This is a genomic window from uncultured Bifidobacterium sp., assembly GCF_945269915.1.
Lineage (GTDB): Bacteria > Actinomycetota > Actinomycetes > Actinomycetales > Bifidobacteriaceae > Bombiscardovia > Bombiscardovia indica.
In genome coordinates this window covers 33,681-52,786 of sequence record NZ_CALYOY010000012.1, presented here as the reverse complement: position 1 = coordinate 52,786, position 19,106 = coordinate 33,681, and the positions used below count along the sequence as shown (strand labels likewise).

The following is a 19,106-nucleotide window of genomic DNA, read 5'->3' as shown; positions in this document are numbered from 1 at the left end:
GACCGGACGGCCCCCCGGAGAGATCATCCCCGACCCGAGGGACCGCCCACCACACCCGTACACAGCACACGGACACCACGGATGGATACGTGCCACCACCGGTCCGACAGCCGGTCAGCCACCTCCCGACCCCCGTATACGACACCACGACACCCTCAACCAGCCATCACATAAGACAAGGATGGCTAAAACACTGAAACAGCAATCAGCCCATGACGACGTTGACCGACCGGCCCGCCTGGACTCCTCGCCCACCCGAGGACACCCCACGCCAGAGGCCGAGAAACCTCACCAAGGCCCCTCTTCAGCCTCATAGCCACAAGCTACGACTTGATACAACTCAAAGGCGCCATAGGGGGGGGGGGGGGCAGATCCCTGCACGGTTCCCGACCCGGGTAGGTCAGCCGCACATCTCCCAGGCACTGCCCTGAATGGCCCCGGAACACCGGTTCCACAGTCCTTGCCGCCCCGTGACGCTACGGAACCTGCCACCATCTCGGTGAAGGTCAAGCCACTCGGGGCCTTCACCCGTCAGCGACCGAGCTTTGCTCGGACCCCAGACCGCAGGATCTCGTACCCGACTAGAGTACGGCCTGGAGGACGAAGTCCAGGATGAAGAGGGCTGCCACTGCCCAGATGATGGGATGCACCTCCCTGGCCTTGCGTTTGCAGGTCATGGTCAGGCAGTAGGTGATGAAACCGGCCGCCACACCGTAGGAGATGGAGTAGGCGAACCCCATGAAGATGGCCGTGAAGAAGGCCGGAATGGCCTCGGAGAGGTCGCTCCACTCGATGTCGGCGAAGGAGCTCATCATCATGCAGCCCACAATCACCAGGACCGGGGCCGTGGCGGCCGAGGGCACGGCCGAGATCAGCGGGGCGAAAACTGCGCTCAGCGCGAAGCAGCCGGCGATGACCACCGAGGTCAGGCCGGTGCGCCCACCGGCCGCGATCCCTGCTGCGGACTCCACGTAGGTGGTCGTGTTGGAGGTGCCGAAGAGGGCACCGATCGAGGTGGCGGTGGCATCCGCGAAGAGGGCCTTGTCCATCTTGGAGCTGAAGCCCCTGCCCTCCTCCAGGGAGCGCTCATCATCGGCCGAGAAGATGCCGGAGCGGCGGCCGGTGCCCACGAAGGTCCCGATCGTGTCGAAGGTGTCGGACAGGGAGAAGGCGAAGATGGTCACCAGGACGATGGGAAGCTTGGCCGGGTCGGAGAAGAGGGCCGGGAAGCCCTGGGGGCCGAAGATGGCCAGGAAGGTCTCGGGCAGCTGGGAGCAGGCCTGGCCCAGGTTGACGGGGTTGGAGGTGGACGTGACCCCCATGGGGATGCCCAGCAGGGTGACCATGATGATGGCTATGACGAAGGACCCCTTGTTGATGAAGGAGAGCCTCCCCTTGAACTTGAAGACCATCAGGAAGATCGTCAGCAGAAGCCCGATGACGAAAAGGATGACCGAGGGCTCATTGAAGGTGGTCAGGCCCGGGTTGGCCTGGGCGGCCGAGGACTTGTCGGGTGTGAACTTGATGATGCCGACGTTGAGCAGACCCACGTAGGCGATGAAGACGCCGATGCCGCCGCCGATGGCGTGCTGGAGGAGGGGCGGAATGGCCCGGATGATCATCTTGCGCAGCTTGGTGGCCGTGACCAGGATGTTCAGGAGCCCGCAGATGAAGACCATGCTCAGGGTCTCCTGCCAGGTGAAGCCCAACCCCTTGACCACCGTGAAGGTGAAGAAGGCGTTGAGTCCCACCCCGGGGGCCACCCCGTAGGGCACGTTCGCCACCAGGCCCATGATCAGGGTGCCGATGACCGCTGCGATCAGGGTGGCGATGAACACGGCCCCCCAGGGCATGCCGGCCGTCGACAGCACCGAGGGGTTGACCACGATGATGTAGGCCATGGCGAAGAAGGTGGTGATGCCAGCTACCACTTCAGTTGGCACTGTGGTATTATTGTCCGAAAGCCGGAATAGCTTGTGCATATTCTTCCTTATGTGTCTTATTTGGCGATGAGACAATTGGAAGAATATCATGTGCGCTCGGCTTTTTTTGTTTCCTGATTCCCCTCCCCCATGCAGCGTCGGCAAGAACCCGAGGAACCGCCTTGACCCGCCTATAATCGGCACTACCCGGGCCGGCCGGACAAGGGGTCCTCAGCCTGGCTGACGGGCACCAAGGAGGAGCCATGGTCAGGGACAACCACTGGAGCAAGGACGATCAGAAGCAGTACCAGCACATTCTCGACACGGAACTCGAACGCGGCCAAGACCGGAAGACCGCAGAGCGGATCGCGGCCGCCACCGTCAACAAGCAGCGCACCCGGGAGGGACGCACCCTGGAGCAGGAGCACCCCACCGAACAGCACTGACCCCGCTCAGACAGGCCCCATGACAAGGTGGGCCAGGATCATCAGGATGGTCGAACAGAAAGCGGTCAGGGCCAGGGTGAAACCCGCCAGTCTGGCATTGCCCAGGACCTTGTCGGTGAACATGGTGGCGAAGATCGCCGTGGGTGCCAGGCAGCACAGGGCCACGGCCTGACGGACCAGGGGGCCGAAGGGAAGCAGGAACCAGGCCGTCAGGGCGAAGATGATGCCGAAGGGGATGCGCCAGGCCAGGACCTGGGCCACCTCCTTGACATCCCGCCCCGATGCGGGCAGGTCCATCAGCATCCCCACCATGAACATGGAGCAGAAGGCGTTGGCCGAGGCGAAGGGCTGGCTCACCTGGGCCACCCAATCGGGCAGGGCCACCTTGGCCAGCATCAGGACCAGCATGACCATGTAGGTGTCGAAGGAGACGGAGCCGAAGAACCCCTTGGCGATGTTGGTCAGGATGGCCCTGTACCGGAGGTTGCGGGCATCGTGGTCATCCACCCTGACCGGGGGCACGGACCGGACCCGGCCGTCCGTCCCCTCCTGGCCCGGTGCCTCATCCCGCTCCAGGGTCTCCCCCCGCTTGATGTGCAGGAGACCCTGGGTCATGACGTTGGTTCCGGCGGCCACCATGATGTTGTTGCCGATGTCGAACATGGCCGCGGGGACCAGGGCCGCAGGCCCCAGCAGGGACTGCAGCATGGGGAAGCAGAAGCAACCGATGTTGAAGCCGGACCCGTTCAGCATCAGGAAGGCCCGATGCCCCACCGATCTGCCCCTGCTGGTCAGGTAGATCGCCAGGGGCGGCACCAGGGAGGCGACCAGGGCGAACCCTGAGACCAGGAGGAGACCGGGGTCGTGCGGGTTGGTCGCAAAGGAGAAGATGATGGCCCCTGGCAGGATCAGGTTGAACTCGGCCGTCTGCAGAACCCGGTAGTCCAGGGGTTTGAAAAGCCCGAACCGCTTGAACAGGTACCCCAGGAGGATGATGGCCAAGAGGGTGGCCGGTTCGAGAACAACCGCCATGCCGTCTCTCCTCTCGCCACCGGTCTTCCGCCCCGCGGACTTCCTATCATGGTACCCGGCTGCCCGGGATATGACACAGATGATGTCAGATCTTGCACAGTCGGGGAATCAACCGGAATGGCGGCACGGAGCCGGGTGGCCCATGAGGGAGTGGCCGGACGTGCAAGCGGCCATCAGAAAGGATGACTCAGCCGAACCGGCCGGAAATGTACCGCTCGGTATCCTCCTCCTGGGGGTTGGAGAAGATCGTGGTCGTATCGTTCATCTCGACCAGGTGGCCCGGCTGGCCCACGGCCTTGAGGTTGAAGAAGGCGGTGTAGTCGGAGACCCTGGCGGCCTGCTGCATGTTGTGGGTGACGATGACGATCGTGTAATCCTGCTTCAGCTCGTTGATCAGGTCCTCCACGGCCAGGGTGGAGATGGGGTCCAGGGCAGAGCAGGGCTCGTCCATGAGGAGGACCTGGGGATGGACCGCCACGGCCCGGGCGATGCAGAGCCGCTGTTGCTGCCCTCCCGAAAGACCGATACCCGGCTTGTCCAGACGGTCCTTGACCTCCTTCCAGAGGTTGGCACCGCGCAGGGCCCACTCCACCAGGTCGTCGGCGTCGGACTTGGGGATGTGCTTCTTGTTCAGCCGTATCCCGGCCAGGACATTCTCCCTGATGGACATGGTCGGGAAGGGGTTGGCCCGTTGGAAGACCATGCCCACATCGCGCCTCACCTCGACCGGGTCCACGTCAGGCCCGTAGAGATCACGGCCCTCAAGGAGGACCTGCCCCTCCACATGGGCGCCGGGGGTGATCTCGTGCATCCGGTCCAGGGTGCGCAGGACCGTGGACTTGCCGCAACCCGAAGGCCCGATGAAGGCCGTGACCTTGTTGGCCTGAATCTTCATGTTGATGTCCTGGACGGCCAGGAAATCGCCATAGTAGACGTTCAGGTGGTTGATGTCTATGCGCTGGCCCATACGGCCTCCTCCACACTCATCATGCTTGTCGCCGCGGTTCCGGCCCCGGGGGAACCCGCCTGCCCGTAGGCCAGGCCGGAACCACACGGCCATGCCCTCTGTTTCATTTGGCCTCCTGGACCGAGAAGATACGCGAAATCAGACGCCCCAGCAGGTTGAGCAGGAGGACGATGAGGATCAGGACCAGGGCCGCCGCCCAGGCACGCTGCATGCGGATATCGGTCAGGCAGCCGCTCGCCGCCCCCGGTCCGCAGACCGCCAGACCCTCGGAGTACTCGTTGTAGACGTAGACCGGCAGGGTGGTCATCCTCCCCGAGAAGAGGTTGGGGTTGGTGGTGGCGATGAAGCCGGAGGCGATCAACAGGGGCGCCGTTTCCCCGATCACCCTGGCGATGGCCAGGATGGTTCCCGAGACGATGCCAGGCAGGGCCGTACGCAGGACGATCCTGGTGATGGTCCGCTGCTGGGTGACCCCCAGGGCGTAGGCGGCCTCCCGCAGGTCGTTGGGGACCACGGCCAGCATGTCCTCGGAGGTCTTGACCACGGTCGGGATCATCAGGAGGGAGAGGGCCACGGAGCCGGAGAACCCGTTGACCGTGCCCGGGCCCACCAGGGTGGCGAACATGGAGAAGGCGAAGAGGCCGGCCACGATGGAGGGGATGCCGCTCATCACATCGACCAGGAGGGAGATGGCCCTGGCCAGCCTGCCCCCGTGGGAGTATTCGACCAGGTAGACCGCACACATGACCCCGATGGGGATGGAGATGACCATGGCCCCCAGGGTCACCTCCAGGGTGCCGATGATGGCGTGGAGGATGCCGCCGTATCCACCGGTGGCCGTGGGGTTGCCCCCCACCACCCCGCTCATGTTGTGGGTCAGGAAGTCCAGGTTGAGCCGTTCGACCCCGTTGACCAGGCTGACCCAGAGGACCGAGACCAGGGGGATCAGGGCCACCAGGAAAGAGAGGACGATCAGGGCCGTCATGATCAGGTTCTTGCGCTTGCGGGCCCTGAGCGACGACCGGGTGGGCTTGAACTTGCCGAAGTCGATGACGGGGAGCGGGCCCCCGTCCGCCCCCTTGCCGGCGCCGCCCCCGTCCGCCGCGGTGGCGGGTGATTCAGATCCCGGTGTTTCAGGGCCTGCCGGTACCGGGCCTGGTGACACGGAATCAGGCGATACGGAGGTCGATGATGCGGAACCACCGGCTGAGGATACCGGGGAAAGCGACGCCCGGGATCGCATATCCTTCATGGGCGTCTCACCGTCCTTGTTCGATCCTGGCCATGTCTCGTCCGCCCTGCCCATCATGCACCCGCCTTGGTCGTGATCCGGCGCGCCATATAGTTCACCAGGAAGGTGATGATGAAGAGGACCAGACCGGTGGCCACCAGGAGGGCCACACCGGTCGAGTCGGCCTCGGGGAACTGGGAGGCGATGTTGGCGGCGATGGTCTGGCTGGTCGAGGGACGGAGCAGACGCAGGGCGTAGCTGAACCCGGGAGAGAGGATCATCAGGACGGCCATGGTCTCCCCCAGGGCCCGGCCCAGACCCAGCATGGAGGCGGAGATGATTCCCGAGCGTCCGAAGGGGAGGACGGCCAGCCGTATCATCTCCCATTTGGTGGCCCCCAGAGCCAGGGCGGCCTCCTGCTGGAGGCGTGGCGCCTGGAGGAAGATGTCTCGGGTGACCGAAGTGATGATGGGCAGGATCATGACCGCCAGGACCAGGGCCACCGTGGCGACGGACCGGGCCGGGGCGGCCGCGGGCCCGGCGAAAAGGGGGATCCAGCCCAGGTGACGGGCCACCCACCCCCAGAACCCCGTGATGTGGGGAACCAGGACCAGGGCACCCCAGAGTCCGTAGACCACCGAGGGTATGGCCGCCAGGAGGTCGACCACATAGCTCAGGGCCGTGGAGAGCCTGGCCGGGGCGTAGTGGGAGATGAAGAGGGCGATGCCGACGGCCACCGGGAAGGCCATGAGGAGGGCCAGGCCGGCGATCAGAACCGTACCGAAGACCAGAGGGCCCACATACTGCCAGAAGCCGGATGCCCGCCCCCCGCTCAGGGATTCGATGGCCTTGGAGCGTTGCCCCCCGTCCCCGATGAAGGCAGGGAAGGCCTTGAGAATCAGGAAGAGGGTCACAGCAGCCAGGGCCAGGAGGATGAGGATTCCGGCCCCCCGGGCGCAGAATCGGAAGATCCTGTCTGCCCTCGCGCCCGAATGGGTGCCACCCTGCGCCTGTCCGGCCGGGTCCCGGTCCGGGGTCCGGCGGCCGGCCCCTGCCTCCTTCGCCATCGCCGCTTCTTTCATTGCCTGGTCCACGTCCGCCATCAGTCCACCTCGATCGTCTCGACCGATGCCATGACCATGGCCCGGACGGCCTCGCTCAGTTCTGCGCTTCCGGCATTGGCCGCCGCCTGCCGTTGTCCTTCGGCACTGACCACGTATGTCAGCCACGCCTTGGCGAACCTGGCCCTGGACCGGTCCTGGTCATGCCTATAGACCGAGCAGGCCACGTCGTAGGAGACCAGCATGACCGGGTAGGCGCCCGGCTGGCCCGTGGTGTGGTCGATGTCCAGAACCACCCTCCTGGGTTCCCTGGCCTCAGGGTCACGCCTGGCGGACTCCAGAACCCGGGCTGCCGCCTTGGCGGAGGGAGGGGTCCACTTCGTGCCCACCCTGACCGCCACCGATCCCAGGCTGGTGGTCTGGGCCGCATCGGCGTACCCGATGGTTCCCTGGGCCTGGGTCATGGTCATGACCACCCCGGCCGTTCCCTTGGCGCTCTGCCCCAGATCGTTCGGCCAGTTCTCCCCCACCGGATAGGGCCAGGCCGATCCTGCCGCATCGTGCAGGTAGGAGACGAAGCTCTTGGTGGTGCCGGACTTGTCGGACCTGTGGACCACGGTGATGTGGAGGTCGGGCAGGGTCACACCGGGATTGAGCCTGGCCAGCTCCGGGTCGTTCCAATTGGTGATTCGCCCGCTGAAGATCCTGGCGATGGTCGACGGTTCCATCTTCAGGTGATGGTCCGGACCGTTCAGACCGGCATCACCCAGGTTGTAGGCCACGGCTATGGGGGTGGCGTAGACCGGAAGGTCGAAAGCCGTTCCACCCTGGCAGATGGCCTCGGATTGCTTGACCTGGCTCTTGCTCAGGGGGGCGTCCGACCCGGCCCAGATGGTCGATCCGTTCAGGAAGGCGTTGACCCCGGCACCGGAACCGGAGGGATCGTAGGAGATTCGGGTCTGGGGATGGTCCTGCCGGAAACCGGCTATCCAGGCCTCGTTGGCGCTCTGCTGGGATGAGGCCCCGGAACCGGCGAATTCACCGCTCAGGCTCTGGTCCCCGCCACCGACACCCCCCTTGGAGGGTAGGGTGTTGTCGCCGCAGGCCGCTGGTCCGACCACCAGACCCATGCTCAGGAAAAGGGCCAGGGACCGACCGAACACATGTGAATGCATGCTGCCTTCCTCAACCACCGAATCGTACTTCACGGGAAACATCCGAATCAAGACTACCGGCGCCCGCCACAATCAGCATACTGGAAACGCTGGTCCTGGCGAAACGGCCCTCTGACCCTGCACATCCCCGTTCACGCTTAGGATACGGACCGCCGCCCATCCACGGGGCGGTGTATTATAGGGTTCCTGTTGGACGCTCTATCCCAAGTCCCTAGTCGGTTTCCCCGACCCGGTTTGTCTTTTTGATCTGTCGGTTTCCTGCGTGTCCCTTCACGGTACCGCTCCGACGCCCTGCAGCCGCATGAGGGGGTGGGATTCGTTCCATACCCGGGTCCCGTTCGTGGGGATCGATGAAGATGGACAAACCGAAAAGGAAGTGGTTGTGCATGAGGAAGAAGGAGCTCGCCCGGCAAGGACGAACCCTCAGCAAGGACGGAGCATACGTCAACGGCAGACTCACCCGCGAGGCCTTCATCTCGCTGGCCATCCTCACCGTCATCACCTTCCTGGGCAACTTCACCCAGCTTCAGCTTGCCTCGGCCCTGCCCACCATTGTCCATGAGTTCGGTATCTCCCTGACCACCGGACAGTGGCTGACCTCGGTCTTCCAGCTGGTCATGGGAGTCATGGTCCCCTTGACCGGGTACCTGACCAAGCGCTTCTCCACCCGCCAGATCGTCATCACCTCCATGACCGTCTTCACCCTTGGCTCCCTCCTCAGCTGGCAATCCCAGACCTTCGGACTGGTCCTGCTGGGCCGTATCCTGGAGGCCGTCGGAACGGGCACCATGTGGCCGGTCCTCCAGATCACAGTCTTCTCCATCTACCCCCTTGCCAAGCGTGGGATGGCCATGGGCACCGTGGGCCTGGCCATGAGCGTGGCCCCGGCCATCGGCCCCACCCTGGGCGGCTGGCAGACCGATGCCAACGGTTGGCGTTCCATCTTCCTCACGCTGAGCATCTGCGGGGCCGTGGCCCTGCTCATCTCCATCGTCGGCCTGCGCAATTTCGGGCAGCGCGACACTGGCGTCAAGGCGGACTTCTTCTCGGTGGCACTCTCGATCTTCGGCTTCGGCGGACTCATGTTCGGGTTCACCAACATCGAGAACTACCCGATCACCTCCCCGATGACCTGGCCCTTCATGATCATCGGCCTGGCGGGCATCATCTGGTTCGTTCTGCGCCAGCTCCACCACACCGACCCCCTCCTCAATCTCAGGGTCCTGAAGATCAAGAACTTCACGATGGGCACCATCGTCGCATCCATGTCCTTCTTTGCCTTCAGCTCGGTCACGGTCATCCTGCCCATGTACATCCAGACCGACCGTGGCTATTCGGCCACCATGAGCGGCCTGGTCATGCTGCCGGGCGCCATAGGCACGGCCATCGCCCAGTTCTTCGGCGGCCGGCTCCTGGACCGGTGGGGGGCGCGCCCGGTGGCCCTGACCGGGTGCTCGGTGCTCTTCCTGGGAACCGTGGCCCTCAGCATGATCGACAGCGGGACCTGGATAGGCCTTGTCTCCATCTGCCAGTTCATCCGTCAGATCGGCATGGGCTTCACCCTCATGCCCCTGACCACCTGGTCATTGAACAACCTGGCACCCAAGGACGTGTCCGCGGGCTCGGCCGTGACCAACACGGCACGTCAGATAGCCGGCGCGGTCGGAGCCCCCATCCTGGTCATCATCATGGAGTCCATCACCACCCTGCGCCACTCGGCCCTGGGCGACGGCCCCTCCACCCAGATCGCCTCCAACATCTTCGGCGTACAGTGGGCACTGCGGATTTCAGCCCTCATCTGCCTGGGCATGGTCCTGCTGGTCTATTTCGGTGTCCGGGGAAACGGTGCCGGATCCGGCCGGCAGATGACCAGGATGCTCCTGCGCTATATCCACGTCATCCACACCCCCGCCACGGAAGCATCGGCACCGGCGGGCCAGTTGGAGTCCTCCCAGCTGGAACCCACCGACAGGCAGGCGGAAGGCAGATAGCCCCGACCTTCAAGGAGCCATGCGGAATGCCGGGAAGATGCATGGCAATGGGAATCAGCCGTCCTTCGGCAGAGGCTGCCCCGGACAACCATGCAGGACCCGCATCATGGCGCGCTTTTCGGATGTAGTGACGGTCAAGTCGTATTTGTCCTTGACACCGATCTGCCTGGCCACATAGGCGCATTGGTAGTCGGTCCGTGGCGGGAGCCAGTAGTCGGCCGAGGCGCTCCCCTTCTCCTGATTGGACTGACCATCAACGGCCAGGAGATTGTAGGGATCGTTCCCGAACCGGTAGCGTTGGGCCGTATCCCACCGGTAGGCTCCCGATTTCCATGCATTCTCCAATGCCACCACATGGTCGATCTGCACAGCGGCACTGGTTCTTTCCCCCCTGACGAAGGTGATGGTCCTGCCCGTATATGGATCGTCCAGGACGCCGGTGGCGACCTTGCAGCCACCCAGGGTGGTGGTGCGCACCTCTCGCAGGTCCCTGGTCAGGACATCCTCTCGGATGTTGCAGCCGTTACCGTCCACGTCGGTTTCCTTGAACCCGAAGGAGTCCCTGCGATACTGCCGCCCCGGCCTGGGGCGGTCTTCCACCTGAAGGTGCTCCAGGGTCTGTGCGGCATCGCCCCTTGCCTGGTAGCGGCCCGTCAGACCCCCTACCGTCCCGTTGACCCTGGGGAGAACCAGACCGATGGTGACACCGATGACCAGGGCGAGGACCAGCAGGATCAGGACGCGTTCCAGGGGCGAGGAGGTCCTGAATCCGGCACTCGTCCCGGTCCGTACCGAACCGCTCTGCCTTCTTTCGGGTCTGCGGGTCATCCTTCCTGCTGCCTCCCTGCAATCGCCTGGGTCACGCCCTCAGGCGTAGGAATAGGTTCGCGGATCGTGGCCCGCACGGACCGGACCGTCCAAAGCATCGATGGCGGCGTGTTCAGACTCGGTCAGCGAGAATCCGAACAGATCCAGGTTCTCCTGCTGTCGTTGGGTATGCACGGACTTGGGGATGATAATGGTCCCGTTCTCGATGTGCCAGCGGAGTACGATCTGCGCAGGCGATCGACCGTGATTGCGTGATATGCGGCCTATCACCCCCTGGCCTGCATCCAGATCCGCCCCCCGGGCCAGGGGTGAGTAGGCCTCCACGGCGATCTTCCTTGATTTGCAGAAAGCCGCCAGATGCCGTTGTTGCCAGGTGGGGTGAAGCTCGAACTGGTTGACGGCAGGATATTCACCCGTCTCCACGTGGAGGCGCTCCAGGTCATCCTCACGGAAGTTGCAGACCCCCAGGGTCCTGACCCTCCCCTCCTGGCGCAACCTCTGGAAGGCCCTCCAGGTTTCGGCGGACCGCCAATCGAAGGGGGTGGGCCAATGAATCATGTACATATCCACATAGTCCGTGCCCAGCAGTCCAAGCTGCCTGTCGAAGGCCCTCAGGGTGGAATCATATCCCTGCTCGGAATCGCGCAACTTGGTGGTCAGCCAGAGGGACGCCCGCCGACTCCCGGCATCATAGCCGGCGGCCTTCAGTCCCCTTCCTACACCGCCCTCGTTCTGATAGCCGGCAGCGGTATCGATGTGCCGGTACCCCACCGAGAGCGCCGATTCCACGACCTGTCCGGTCTGGTCATCCCCGATCCTGAGCACGCCCAGCCCTATCTGGGGAATACGGTGCCCGTCAGCAAGTTCGATATCGGGTACAGCAGTCATGCTCCACTCCTCCGTCCTGCCAAGTCCCTTCCGCCCGTTCGGGAGGAGGTCATCCTCATTTTAAGACCAGGTGGAACCGTGACCATGCAAGAGGAACGATGTGGTCGAACATACCCGCCCGCTGAGCGAACCGGAACCATGCCGATCAATGCGGAACGATGCCGAAGAAGGTACATACATGCGCATCGAACCAGGCGTATCCCAGATCAAAGACCGGCAGGAACCCGATTCGCATCATCATACCGAAGGAAGCCCAGGCGAAGAAGAGAGCCAGGAGGGCAAGGACCCACATCAGGAGGGAGTACATCCGCCTCTTACGAACCAAGGTACGCCGCTTCCTCGCGGAGGTAGGAGATCCCGCGCTGCGGTGGTCCTGAGCCTGGCCTTCGATACCGGCCTGTTTCACATCCGCGTGCTCACCCATCGTACTCTCCTTCCTCCCCGGTAGCATGGCTCCGGTCCATCCAAGCCTGCCCTGGTGTCCTGCGGTCCGTCGACCTTCCTGTCCGACCCCCCTCTTCCCCGAAGAAGGCGTCAGTACCGGCCCGCACGATACCGGGTGGACCCTCAAACGAGGAATCCCTATCCGGGGAGACCGCCCCCCATTGGCCGCTCACTCCCGAGGGGGTACCCATCACCGCCAAGTCCCCGCCTGCCGCATCGGTTCCGTATGCACCTCCACCACCGGTTTCGGATACACCTCCGTCATCGCCGCCTGACCCGAAACCAAAGGGCTCGGCCTCACCATCATTCGGCTCGAACCTGTCCAGCGACGCGATGCGGTGCCGACACTTCTTACGGCGTATGGACAGGTAATACCAGGCGAGCAGGCAGAGGGCCATGAGCGCCAGGAGCACCCAGAGCATGTATACGGGAGCACCCTTGGGCTTGGTTGGTGGAACATCGTCACCGATGTACCTGCCACGGATGATCAACCGATGGGAATTGATCCCATAGGGGGTGCAGGTCAGCAGGGTTACATAGTTGGAACCCTCCACTGGTTGCAGAGCATCGACATCTGTCGGCAGGATGACTTTGATCTGGTCCACCTGATAGCTCATTCGCTTCTTGAGAACGCGAATCTGGAAGACATCGCCCTTTTTCAACTGGGTCAGGTTGTCGAACAGGATATGGCCCACCTCACCCGTGTGACCGGTCACAACCGCATGGATGGTTTTGTTGTCCGTGGGGACGTGGGTGGTCGCTATGTGGCCCACGCTGTCCCTGAGCACTTCGTCGGTGGTTCCGTGACGGATGGGAAGCTTCACATTGATCTTGGGGATATCCACATAGGCCATCATCCCCTTCCCGTCGACGTTGAGAATCTTGGAATACCGGCCCAGAGGTTCCTTGACTTCCTTGTACTTGAAAGGATCACGCAGGGTCGGCTTGCCCAGGTCCTCATCGTATTGTTTGGCGTCCCGCCACATCTTCTGCCGCTGCTCAGGAGTGAGCCGGTTGACGATGTCCTCATACGTGTCAACAGCCTCGGTCGTTCCTGCGTAGTTCAGGTATGCAGCAACCAAAGGGTACAGGAAAATGCCGAGACCAATCAGAAAGGCCAGTATTTCGATAATACCGAAACGGCGCCGGGACCTGGCCATGTGCCTGGCCCCTCCCTTCACCGAAGATGCATGTCCGCTGAGTGGTTCCCCGTGGTCGCCATTCCTGCCGGTGCCGGTCATTCCCCCTCCTTCGCATCCATACCCATGATCATCTTCTCCAACCTTCCCATTCGTCTCCGAACGGCCACCAGACCAGCCAATGCGGCCAGGAGGGGCACACCGGTCACAAAGAGCAGCCAAGCAGATCCTTTGGTCTGCGTATCCGGCTCCTCACCGGTCACCGAGATCAGATCCCCTGTCACCATCAGGCGACTGCTGTTGATTCCTTTTGGCGTGCAGGTCATCAGTGTCACCTGGTTCTTCCCATATCCGGCTTCCAGAGCATCCAACCTGTCCGGAGCAATTATGCCGATATGACTGACCTTGTAGACATAGGTACTGTCCAGAATGCGCACGGAGAACTCATCCCCGTCGGACAGTCTATCCAGGTTGTCGAAAACCAGCTTGCCGTCCTGACCCGAATGACCGAAAAGAACGGTATGGATACCACTCAGATCGGAGGGAATGGCCGTGGATGCAAGATGCCCCACACCGCGTTCCAGAACCACATCGGGCGGACCATAATATATTGGTTGCGATAACCCCACAGCCGGAATGACCAGGTACCCCATGATCGATGGGTCCACCTCGCGCAGAAGATCGGCATAAGCCCGTGGTGCATCAAGCCCCATGGGGTGGAAGGGGTCACCAGGTGAATTGGATCTGAGCCCCTTGTCGTAGATCCGAATTCGCTTCCTGATCGAGTCCACCCTGCCCTTGCTCAAGCGCGAGACGATGAGACCATACTCGTCGACATTCTTCCGGGAAATACGGGCATTCCTGTTTTGCTCAACAATATCCATGCTTACCAGCAGCCAGCCAAGAAGGAAAACACCGACCGCCAGGGCACAGAACCAGGCAGGCCAGGGAGAGGGGCGCTCCTGTTCCACCTTCCTGTTCATCGAAGACCTAGGAGCACCCACGTACATCACCCGTTCCGGCAGCAGGTTTCAGGGCAGCGAACCCGGATGTCTGTGAACATGACCCGAAAAGTCGATGGCACACAGTGCCATCGACTTTCGAAATGACCGACCGCTTCATATTCGGTCAAACCAGGTGAAACTCAATCAAACGTCCTACGACCCTTCGCAACCAGTATCAGGCTGGTTCCTATCAGGAGGAAAAGAGTCAGCAAGACCATGGGCCCAATCATGGGTGATCCGGTGCTTGCCAATGGCTTCGAACCTTGCTGCACCTTGTTGTTGCCCGGTACGACATTGCCCTGGTTCAGGTTCAGCTTGGGATATACATCGACTTGGAATGTCGCAGAACCTGCAGAAGAGTCCAGGTTGGGCAGCTGAATGACGCAGGGGTCAGTGCGGACTGTTATACCACGAGGTGCGGCAACCAATGAGACCAGCCAATAGCTTGGTGTCACAGCCGTACCGTCGAATTCAGCGGCGGTTCCGCCGGAAAGAGTGGCGGTGTTGACGTCCAGACTGGCACCATCCAGCCAAACTCCCTCAGTCTGTGCGCTATAGGAAGTCGTGATGATCCCATTCGAATCCGAGGCACCGTAGAACTGAGTATTGGATGGATCCTTGAAAGATGCCTGATCGGCAACAACAGCGGAGGTCAACCGCTGTTGTACCGTTGAGGGAGATGAGGCCAATCCAGCTGTCACTCTCCTCACCTTGGTCCTATCGAGCTTCACGGCCTGATAGACATATCCGGAACCGGCCGGTGAATTACTGTTGCCCGGCAGGATGGAACCTGTTCCTCCCTGACCGGCCTGGGTCTTCAGAAGATGCAGAGTCAGGCTTGGAGCCCCTGGAGCAGCCGTGGCCCGGGTTGCACCACCTACAAGCACAAGCCCACAGCAAACCACTAGCATTGTCAACCAACGCACCACACGCTTAGTCGTATCTGACGGCAAAGTGTTTCCCTTCATTCCAGCGTCCCTTCCGGATGAGGACTTCACAGCCAATCACCCAAGTCGGAGGTCACAACCAACTGCAACAGCATCCCCGAATCTCCGACACGTTGTACACGCACCAGTGCACTTGTTTCCACACAAGCACATCATAGCATGATACAAGTAAAAAGGCGGGCAATCCTTCTATGAGGACCACCCGCCTTCAGTGAACTCAGGTCTCCCTGAAAATCAAACTTCAACTCATGTCATGCACGAGCCGCATTGCGCCGACTACGAACGTAGAGGGCACCACCCATGATGATGACACCAGCCACAAGCAGCAGGATGATGCCACGACCACCGGTAAGCGGGAGGCCAGCAGGAGTATCGGAATCACCCGTCTTGAAGTTCATCATGTACTTAGCAACATTGCCATTCTGGAACTTGATCGGAGTGGCCGGTTCAGTTGTAGTACCGTAGGTTCCGAAATCCAGTTGTCCATAATCAGGCTGAATGGGGGCGTTGCCATAGTATGTGACGATGTCGTTGGCGGACTTGCCAACAACATGGTTATCAAAGTGGACCTTCGCGAAGGGGTTGGGCGCGCGGTTGAAACCAGAAGGCGCCGAGTACTCGACCACATTCCAATCACCTGCGACACCGACACCACTGCCATCCAGAATCGGCAGGCCGGTAAACGCCACCAGACCGTCGGCATTGGAGGTGGCAGTGAAGAACTGCGCTCCAGCAGTGCCGTCAGCCTTGAAAGTACCATCAACATCCAGGAACTTCGCAGGGTCGGTCGGGTCAGCCAAACGGAACACGGCACCCGCAAGAGGTTCCACAGTGCCAGGGGTGCTGCCCTTCTGCACCTTACCGAAGGCAGCGCTGCCGGACGCAGTGACGGTTCCGCCACCAGGAGGGGTGACAGGGTTGGTTCCGTCGGAATTATCCTTGATATCGGACTCGACGGCGTTTACAACACCACCAGTACCTGTTGAATCACCATTCGGGGTTACCTTGGCCTTATAGGTGATCACGATGGTCAGCTCCTGATCGGTCACCCCGCTCAGATACCCACGAATAACAGAGGCATCCCTGAAGAAATCGAATGCGGTGTATGTTGCGTTCGGATCATTGTCGTTAGCGAACATCTTGGACCCGGTAGGAGCATTGTTGGCTATACGATCAAACTTGGTCGTACCAGTCGTGACCTTGTAGTCCGGCGAAGAATTCGTCGGCGCAATCAAGGGGAAGCTGTTGGTCGGCGTCTTGATGCTCGCCTCCACCGTAGAGGAATCAAGCCTCAACGATGCACCCATCTTATCGACGACACGGAGATCCCCATAGTTGCCGGCCAGCTCACTTGTATCGAGCTTCTGATCGTTTGGGGTTGCCGTGCCCGTATTGTAGATCTTCTGAGTCACCCTGTAAGTGATTGTGTCCCCGGCCTTGGCAATGTGCAGATTCGGGTCATTGTTGATTGCCGATACCGACTTGTCCACCGATGAGTTACTGACATTCTTGGGGTAGACATGCAGGTGGTAGATATAACCGCTCCGAGTCCCATCCGTGGTCTTGTAGGGCAGACCGAAGAAGGACTTTGCCGATACCGCATACTTGCTCGAATCGAGAGTGCCGGACTGGAATGCCGGAGAGGCAGTACGATTCTCTTCCAGGACGAAGTAGTGCAGACCTTGGGGGAGTGTTACGGGCTGACTGGTATCCGGCTGACCCTGTTGGGCCCCACTGGCAACGGCCTTGTACCAGGAGTCTATGACACCATCGCCGTTGGTCATACCCGTTGCCGTAATGGCACCTGGACGAGTGGAGGGCCTATAGGTGCTGGAAACGGCCGGGTTGATGTCAGCGACCGATCCCGTCGGCTCAATTTCAGTAAGATCGAACACGATGTCCTTGGCCGTGGTAACGCCGCTACCGGAAGCCGGCGCATCGGTGATGGAACCCGTAGGTGTGTTTCCCGTGGTACCGCTGAGGTACTTGGTGACCGTCAGCTTAGGCTCGACACTTGTGTCAATGGCACCTGGGCGGAAGTCATCTGCCGTATCAAGCGCCGAAGCCTGTGTGGCAGGGAGGGCGACCATCCCGGCCAGCAGAGTGGCACCAGCCACCGCCAGGCCGACGAGTTTGGAAAACCCTCGCCCCTCGTTTATTTTATCTGTATGCATGCATGCATCCCTTCTATTTTTTGAATCGGTACAGATCGATGTGCAACAACACACTTCGGCTTTACCTGACATCTTTCATTCCCCGGCCCGATAGACCCTTCGACATGAGCCGTTGCTATATCATCTCCCAATACCATTTCATGAGTTTAGCGAATGAAGTAAAACTACGCAAACGTGCGAGCGTCCGGTATGTCATATTTCGACCGGTTGCGGCGTGTTGCCCGGGGGCGGCAAGCCATCCGAACCGAAGAAGACGGAAAAGCCTCGGGACCAGGGCCCCGAGGCGATGGAGAAGGCAGGCTTAGGAGGTCTTATTGCCGGTTGTCGAGTCGGTGAACCATCTCCGCCAATTCGAGATCGCTGGTGAACCGGTCCGCGCTGGTGTTCTCGTCGATGGCGGCCAGCTCGACCCCGGCGATCCGGGCGAAGTCCTCCCAGGCCTCACGACCGACCGTGGTGGTCATGCAGGTGTGGTGGGCCGCACCGGCACGCAGCCAGCACTCGGCCGAGATCTCCAAGGAGGGACGCGGCTTCCAAATGGCGCGGGCCACGGGCAGCTTGGCCAGGGAGCCGCCGGGTTCCACCAGATCCACCACGTTCATGACCAGACGGAACCGTTCGCGCACATCGGCAAGAGAGACCACGACCGCATCCTTGCAGGGTGTGGCCGTGAAAACCAGCCTGACCGGATCCTCGCGATCACCGATCGAAAGTGGATGGATCTCCAGACGGGGCCTGCCTTCGGTCAGCAGGGTGGGCGAGACCTCCAGCATGTGGGCACCCATGATCTCCTCATGCCCGGGGACGAAGTTGTATGAGTAGTCCTCCATGAGGGAACAGCCGCCCTTGAGCCCGTAACCCATGACGTTCCCGATCCGAATCAGGACCGAGGTCTTCCAGTCGCCTTCGGCCGAGAACCCGTACCCATCGGCCATCAGACGCTGGGCACCGACACCCGGCAACTGACGCAGACCGCCCAGGTCCTGGAAGTTGTCCACCGCGGCCGTGGCTCCGACCTCCTGGAGCATGTTGCGCATGCCGGCCTCCTCCCTGGCGGCAACCACCAGGGAGTCATAACGGGAATCCAGGAGTTCGGGAGCGACCTCGTAGCTGCGTTTGTAATCCTCGATCAGATCCATGACCTGGTCGTCCTTGACCGCATCCACATGGGCCACCAGCTCATTGACCGGCCAGGTATTCACGGAGACCCCGAAGACGCGCTCGGCTTCGGTCTTGTCGCCCTCGGTAACAGCGACATCGCGCATATTGTCGCCCCAACGGCAGACCTTCATCGAGTTGGCCGCATCCCAACCGGCACAAGCCCGGGCCCAGGTTCCGATTCTTTCCGCAACCTCCGGATCGGTGTAATGCCCCACGACGATCTTGCGGGGAATGCCCAGACGGGTCAGGATATACCCGAACTCCCGGTCACCATGGGCCGACTGGTTCAGATTCATGAAGTCCATGTCGATGGTCTCCCAGGGAATCTCGACATGGTGCTGGGTGTTCAACTGGAGAAGGGGCTTGCGTAATTGCTCCAGACCGCGAATCCACATCTTGGCGGGGCTGAAGGTGTGCATCCAGGCCACGATTCCGATGCAGGCCGGGTCGGATGAGGCCTGGACCATGAAATTCCTGATGGAGTCCGAATCCTTCAAAATGGGCTTGAGCACAAGCCCGACCGGGATACGGCCCGAATCATTCAGGGTCTTTGCTATGTCGGCGGCCTGAATGGCCACCTGCTGCAGGGTTTCCTCCCCGTAGAGGTCCTGCGAGCCTACGGCGAACCAGAGCTCTTTGCCCTGGAAGGGATCCGTCATTGCCATGATTGCTCCTTATTGATTGATATTGATGGAA

Annotated in this window: 17 protein-coding genes; 2 read left to right on the top strand and 15 right to left on the bottom strand. The window is 61.6% G+C overall.

The window, feature by feature from the left end:
- Window positions 1-581: 581 nt before the first annotated feature.
- Window positions 582-1,982: an NCS2 family permease gene (locus Q0K62_RS03660; protein WP_297316627.1), complete on the bottom strand. Its 1,401-nt coding sequence runs from the start codon at window positions 1,980-1,982 to the stop codon at window positions 582-584.
- A gap of 203 nt (window positions 1,983-2,185) precedes the next feature.
- Here Q0K62_RS03660 and Q0K62_RS03655 point away from each other — a divergent pair, with 203 nt between their 5' ends.
- Window positions 2,186-2,368, top strand: coding sequence for a hypothetical protein (locus tag Q0K62_RS03655; RefSeq protein WP_297316626.1), 183 nt, complete (start codon window positions 2,186-2,188; stop codon window positions 2,366-2,368).
- A 6-nt stretch (window positions 2,369-2,374) separates the two neighbouring features.
- Here the strand turns inward: Q0K62_RS03655 and Q0K62_RS03650 are convergent, their stop codons facing one another.
- The 6 genes from Q0K62_RS03650 to Q0K62_RS03625 form a co-directional block, all read right to left on the bottom strand.
- Window positions 2,375-3,400 carry a permease gene (locus Q0K62_RS03650; RefSeq protein WP_297316625.1) on the bottom strand — a complete coding sequence of 342 codons (1,026 nt, stop codon included), beginning with the start codon at window positions 3,398-3,400 and terminating at the stop codon, window positions 2,375-2,377.
- Between the two features lie 187 nt (window positions 3,401-3,587).
- Complete coding sequence (gene pstB / locus Q0K62_RS03645) at window positions 3,588-4,367, bottom strand: phosphate ABC transporter ATP-binding protein PstB (RefSeq protein ID WP_297316624.1); 780 nt, start codon at window positions 4,365-4,367, stop codon at window positions 3,588-3,590.
- Window positions 4,352-4,474, bottom strand: coding sequence for a hypothetical protein (locus Q0K62_RS03640; RefSeq protein WP_297316623.1), 123 nt, complete (start codon window positions 4,472-4,474; stop codon window positions 4,352-4,354). Before Q0K62_RS03640 ends, pstB begins: the two co-directional genes overlap by 16 nt.
- Window positions 4,471-5,619 (bottom strand): phosphate ABC transporter permease PstA, encoded by a 1,149-nt coding sequence (gene pstA, locus Q0K62_RS03635; RefSeq protein ID WP_297316622.1) that lies wholly within the window; start codon window positions 5,617-5,619, stop codon window positions 4,471-4,473. Before pstA ends, Q0K62_RS03640 begins: the two co-directional genes overlap by 4 nt.
- 53 nt (window positions 5,620-5,672) lie before the next feature.
- The gene (pstC, locus tag Q0K62_RS03630) at window positions 5,673-6,665 is read right to left on the bottom strand and encodes a phosphate ABC transporter permease subunit PstC (protein ID WP_297316621.1); all 993 of its coding nucleotides are present in this window, start codon (window positions 6,663-6,665) and stop codon (window positions 5,673-5,675) included.
- A 35-nt stretch (window positions 6,666-6,700) separates the two neighbouring features.
- A complete protein-coding gene (locus tag Q0K62_RS03625; RefSeq protein ID WP_297316620.1) occupies window positions 6,701-7,834 on the bottom strand; it encodes a phosphate ABC transporter substrate-binding protein PstS in 1,134 nt (377 codons plus the stop codon).
- A gap of 386 nt (window positions 7,835-8,220) precedes the next feature.
- Here Q0K62_RS03625 and Q0K62_RS03620 point away from each other — a divergent pair, with 386 nt between their 5' ends.
- Window positions 8,221-9,825 (top strand): MDR family MFS transporter, encoded by a 1,605-nt coding sequence (locus Q0K62_RS03620; protein ID WP_297316619.1) that lies wholly within the window; start codon window positions 8,221-8,223, stop codon window positions 9,823-9,825.
- Between the two features lie 54 nt (window positions 9,826-9,879).
- Here Q0K62_RS03620 and Q0K62_RS03615 read toward each other — a convergent pair whose 3' ends face one another.
- The 8 genes from Q0K62_RS03615 to araA all read right to left on the bottom strand — a co-directional run bounded on the left by Q0K62_RS03615 (window position 9,880) and on the right by araA (window position 19,075).
- On the bottom strand, window positions 9,880-10,653 hold the full coding sequence (locus tag Q0K62_RS03615) for an HNH endonuclease family protein (RefSeq protein ID WP_297316618.1): 774 nt from the start codon (window positions 10,651-10,653) through the stop codon (window positions 9,880-9,882).
- Between the two features lie 39 nt (window positions 10,654-10,692).
- Window positions 10,693-11,541, bottom strand: coding sequence for an aldo/keto reductase (locus Q0K62_RS03610; RefSeq protein ID WP_297316617.1), 849 nt, complete (start codon window positions 11,539-11,541; stop codon window positions 10,693-10,695).
- 145 nt (window positions 11,542-11,686) lie between these two features.
- Window positions 11,687-11,965 carry a hypothetical protein gene (locus tag Q0K62_RS03605; protein WP_297316616.1) on the bottom strand — a complete coding sequence of 93 codons (279 nt, stop codon included), beginning with the start codon at window positions 11,963-11,965 and terminating at the stop codon, window positions 11,687-11,689.
- Entirely contained in the window at window positions 11,958-13,145 is a 1,188-nt protein-coding gene (locus Q0K62_RS03600) for a class C sortase (protein ID WP_297316615.1), read from the bottom strand. The genes Q0K62_RS03605 and Q0K62_RS03600 overlap by 8 nt, the downstream gene beginning before the upstream one ends.
- A gap of 77 nt (window positions 13,146-13,222) precedes the next feature.
- Window positions 13,223-14,107: a sortase gene (locus Q0K62_RS03595; protein ID WP_297316614.1), complete on the bottom strand. Its 885-nt coding sequence runs from the start codon at window positions 14,105-14,107 to the stop codon at window positions 13,223-13,225.
- A gap of 161 nt (window positions 14,108-14,268) precedes the next feature.
- Entirely contained in the window at window positions 14,269-15,096 is an 828-nt protein-coding gene (locus Q0K62_RS03590; RefSeq protein WP_297316613.1) for a hypothetical protein, read from the bottom strand.
- 230 nt (window positions 15,097-15,326) lie between these two features.
- Complete coding sequence (locus tag Q0K62_RS03585; RefSeq protein WP_297316612.1) at window positions 15,327-17,249, bottom strand: SpaH/EbpB family LPXTG-anchored major pilin; 1,923 nt, start codon at window positions 17,247-17,249, stop codon at window positions 15,327-15,329.
- A 311-nt stretch (window positions 17,250-17,560) separates the two neighbouring features.
- Window positions 17,561-19,075 carry an L-arabinose isomerase gene (gene araA / locus Q0K62_RS03580; protein WP_297316611.1) on the bottom strand — a complete coding sequence of 505 codons (1,515 nt, stop codon included), beginning with the start codon at window positions 19,073-19,075 and terminating at the stop codon, window positions 17,561-17,563.
- Between the last annotated feature and the right edge of the window lie 31 nt (window positions 19,076-19,106).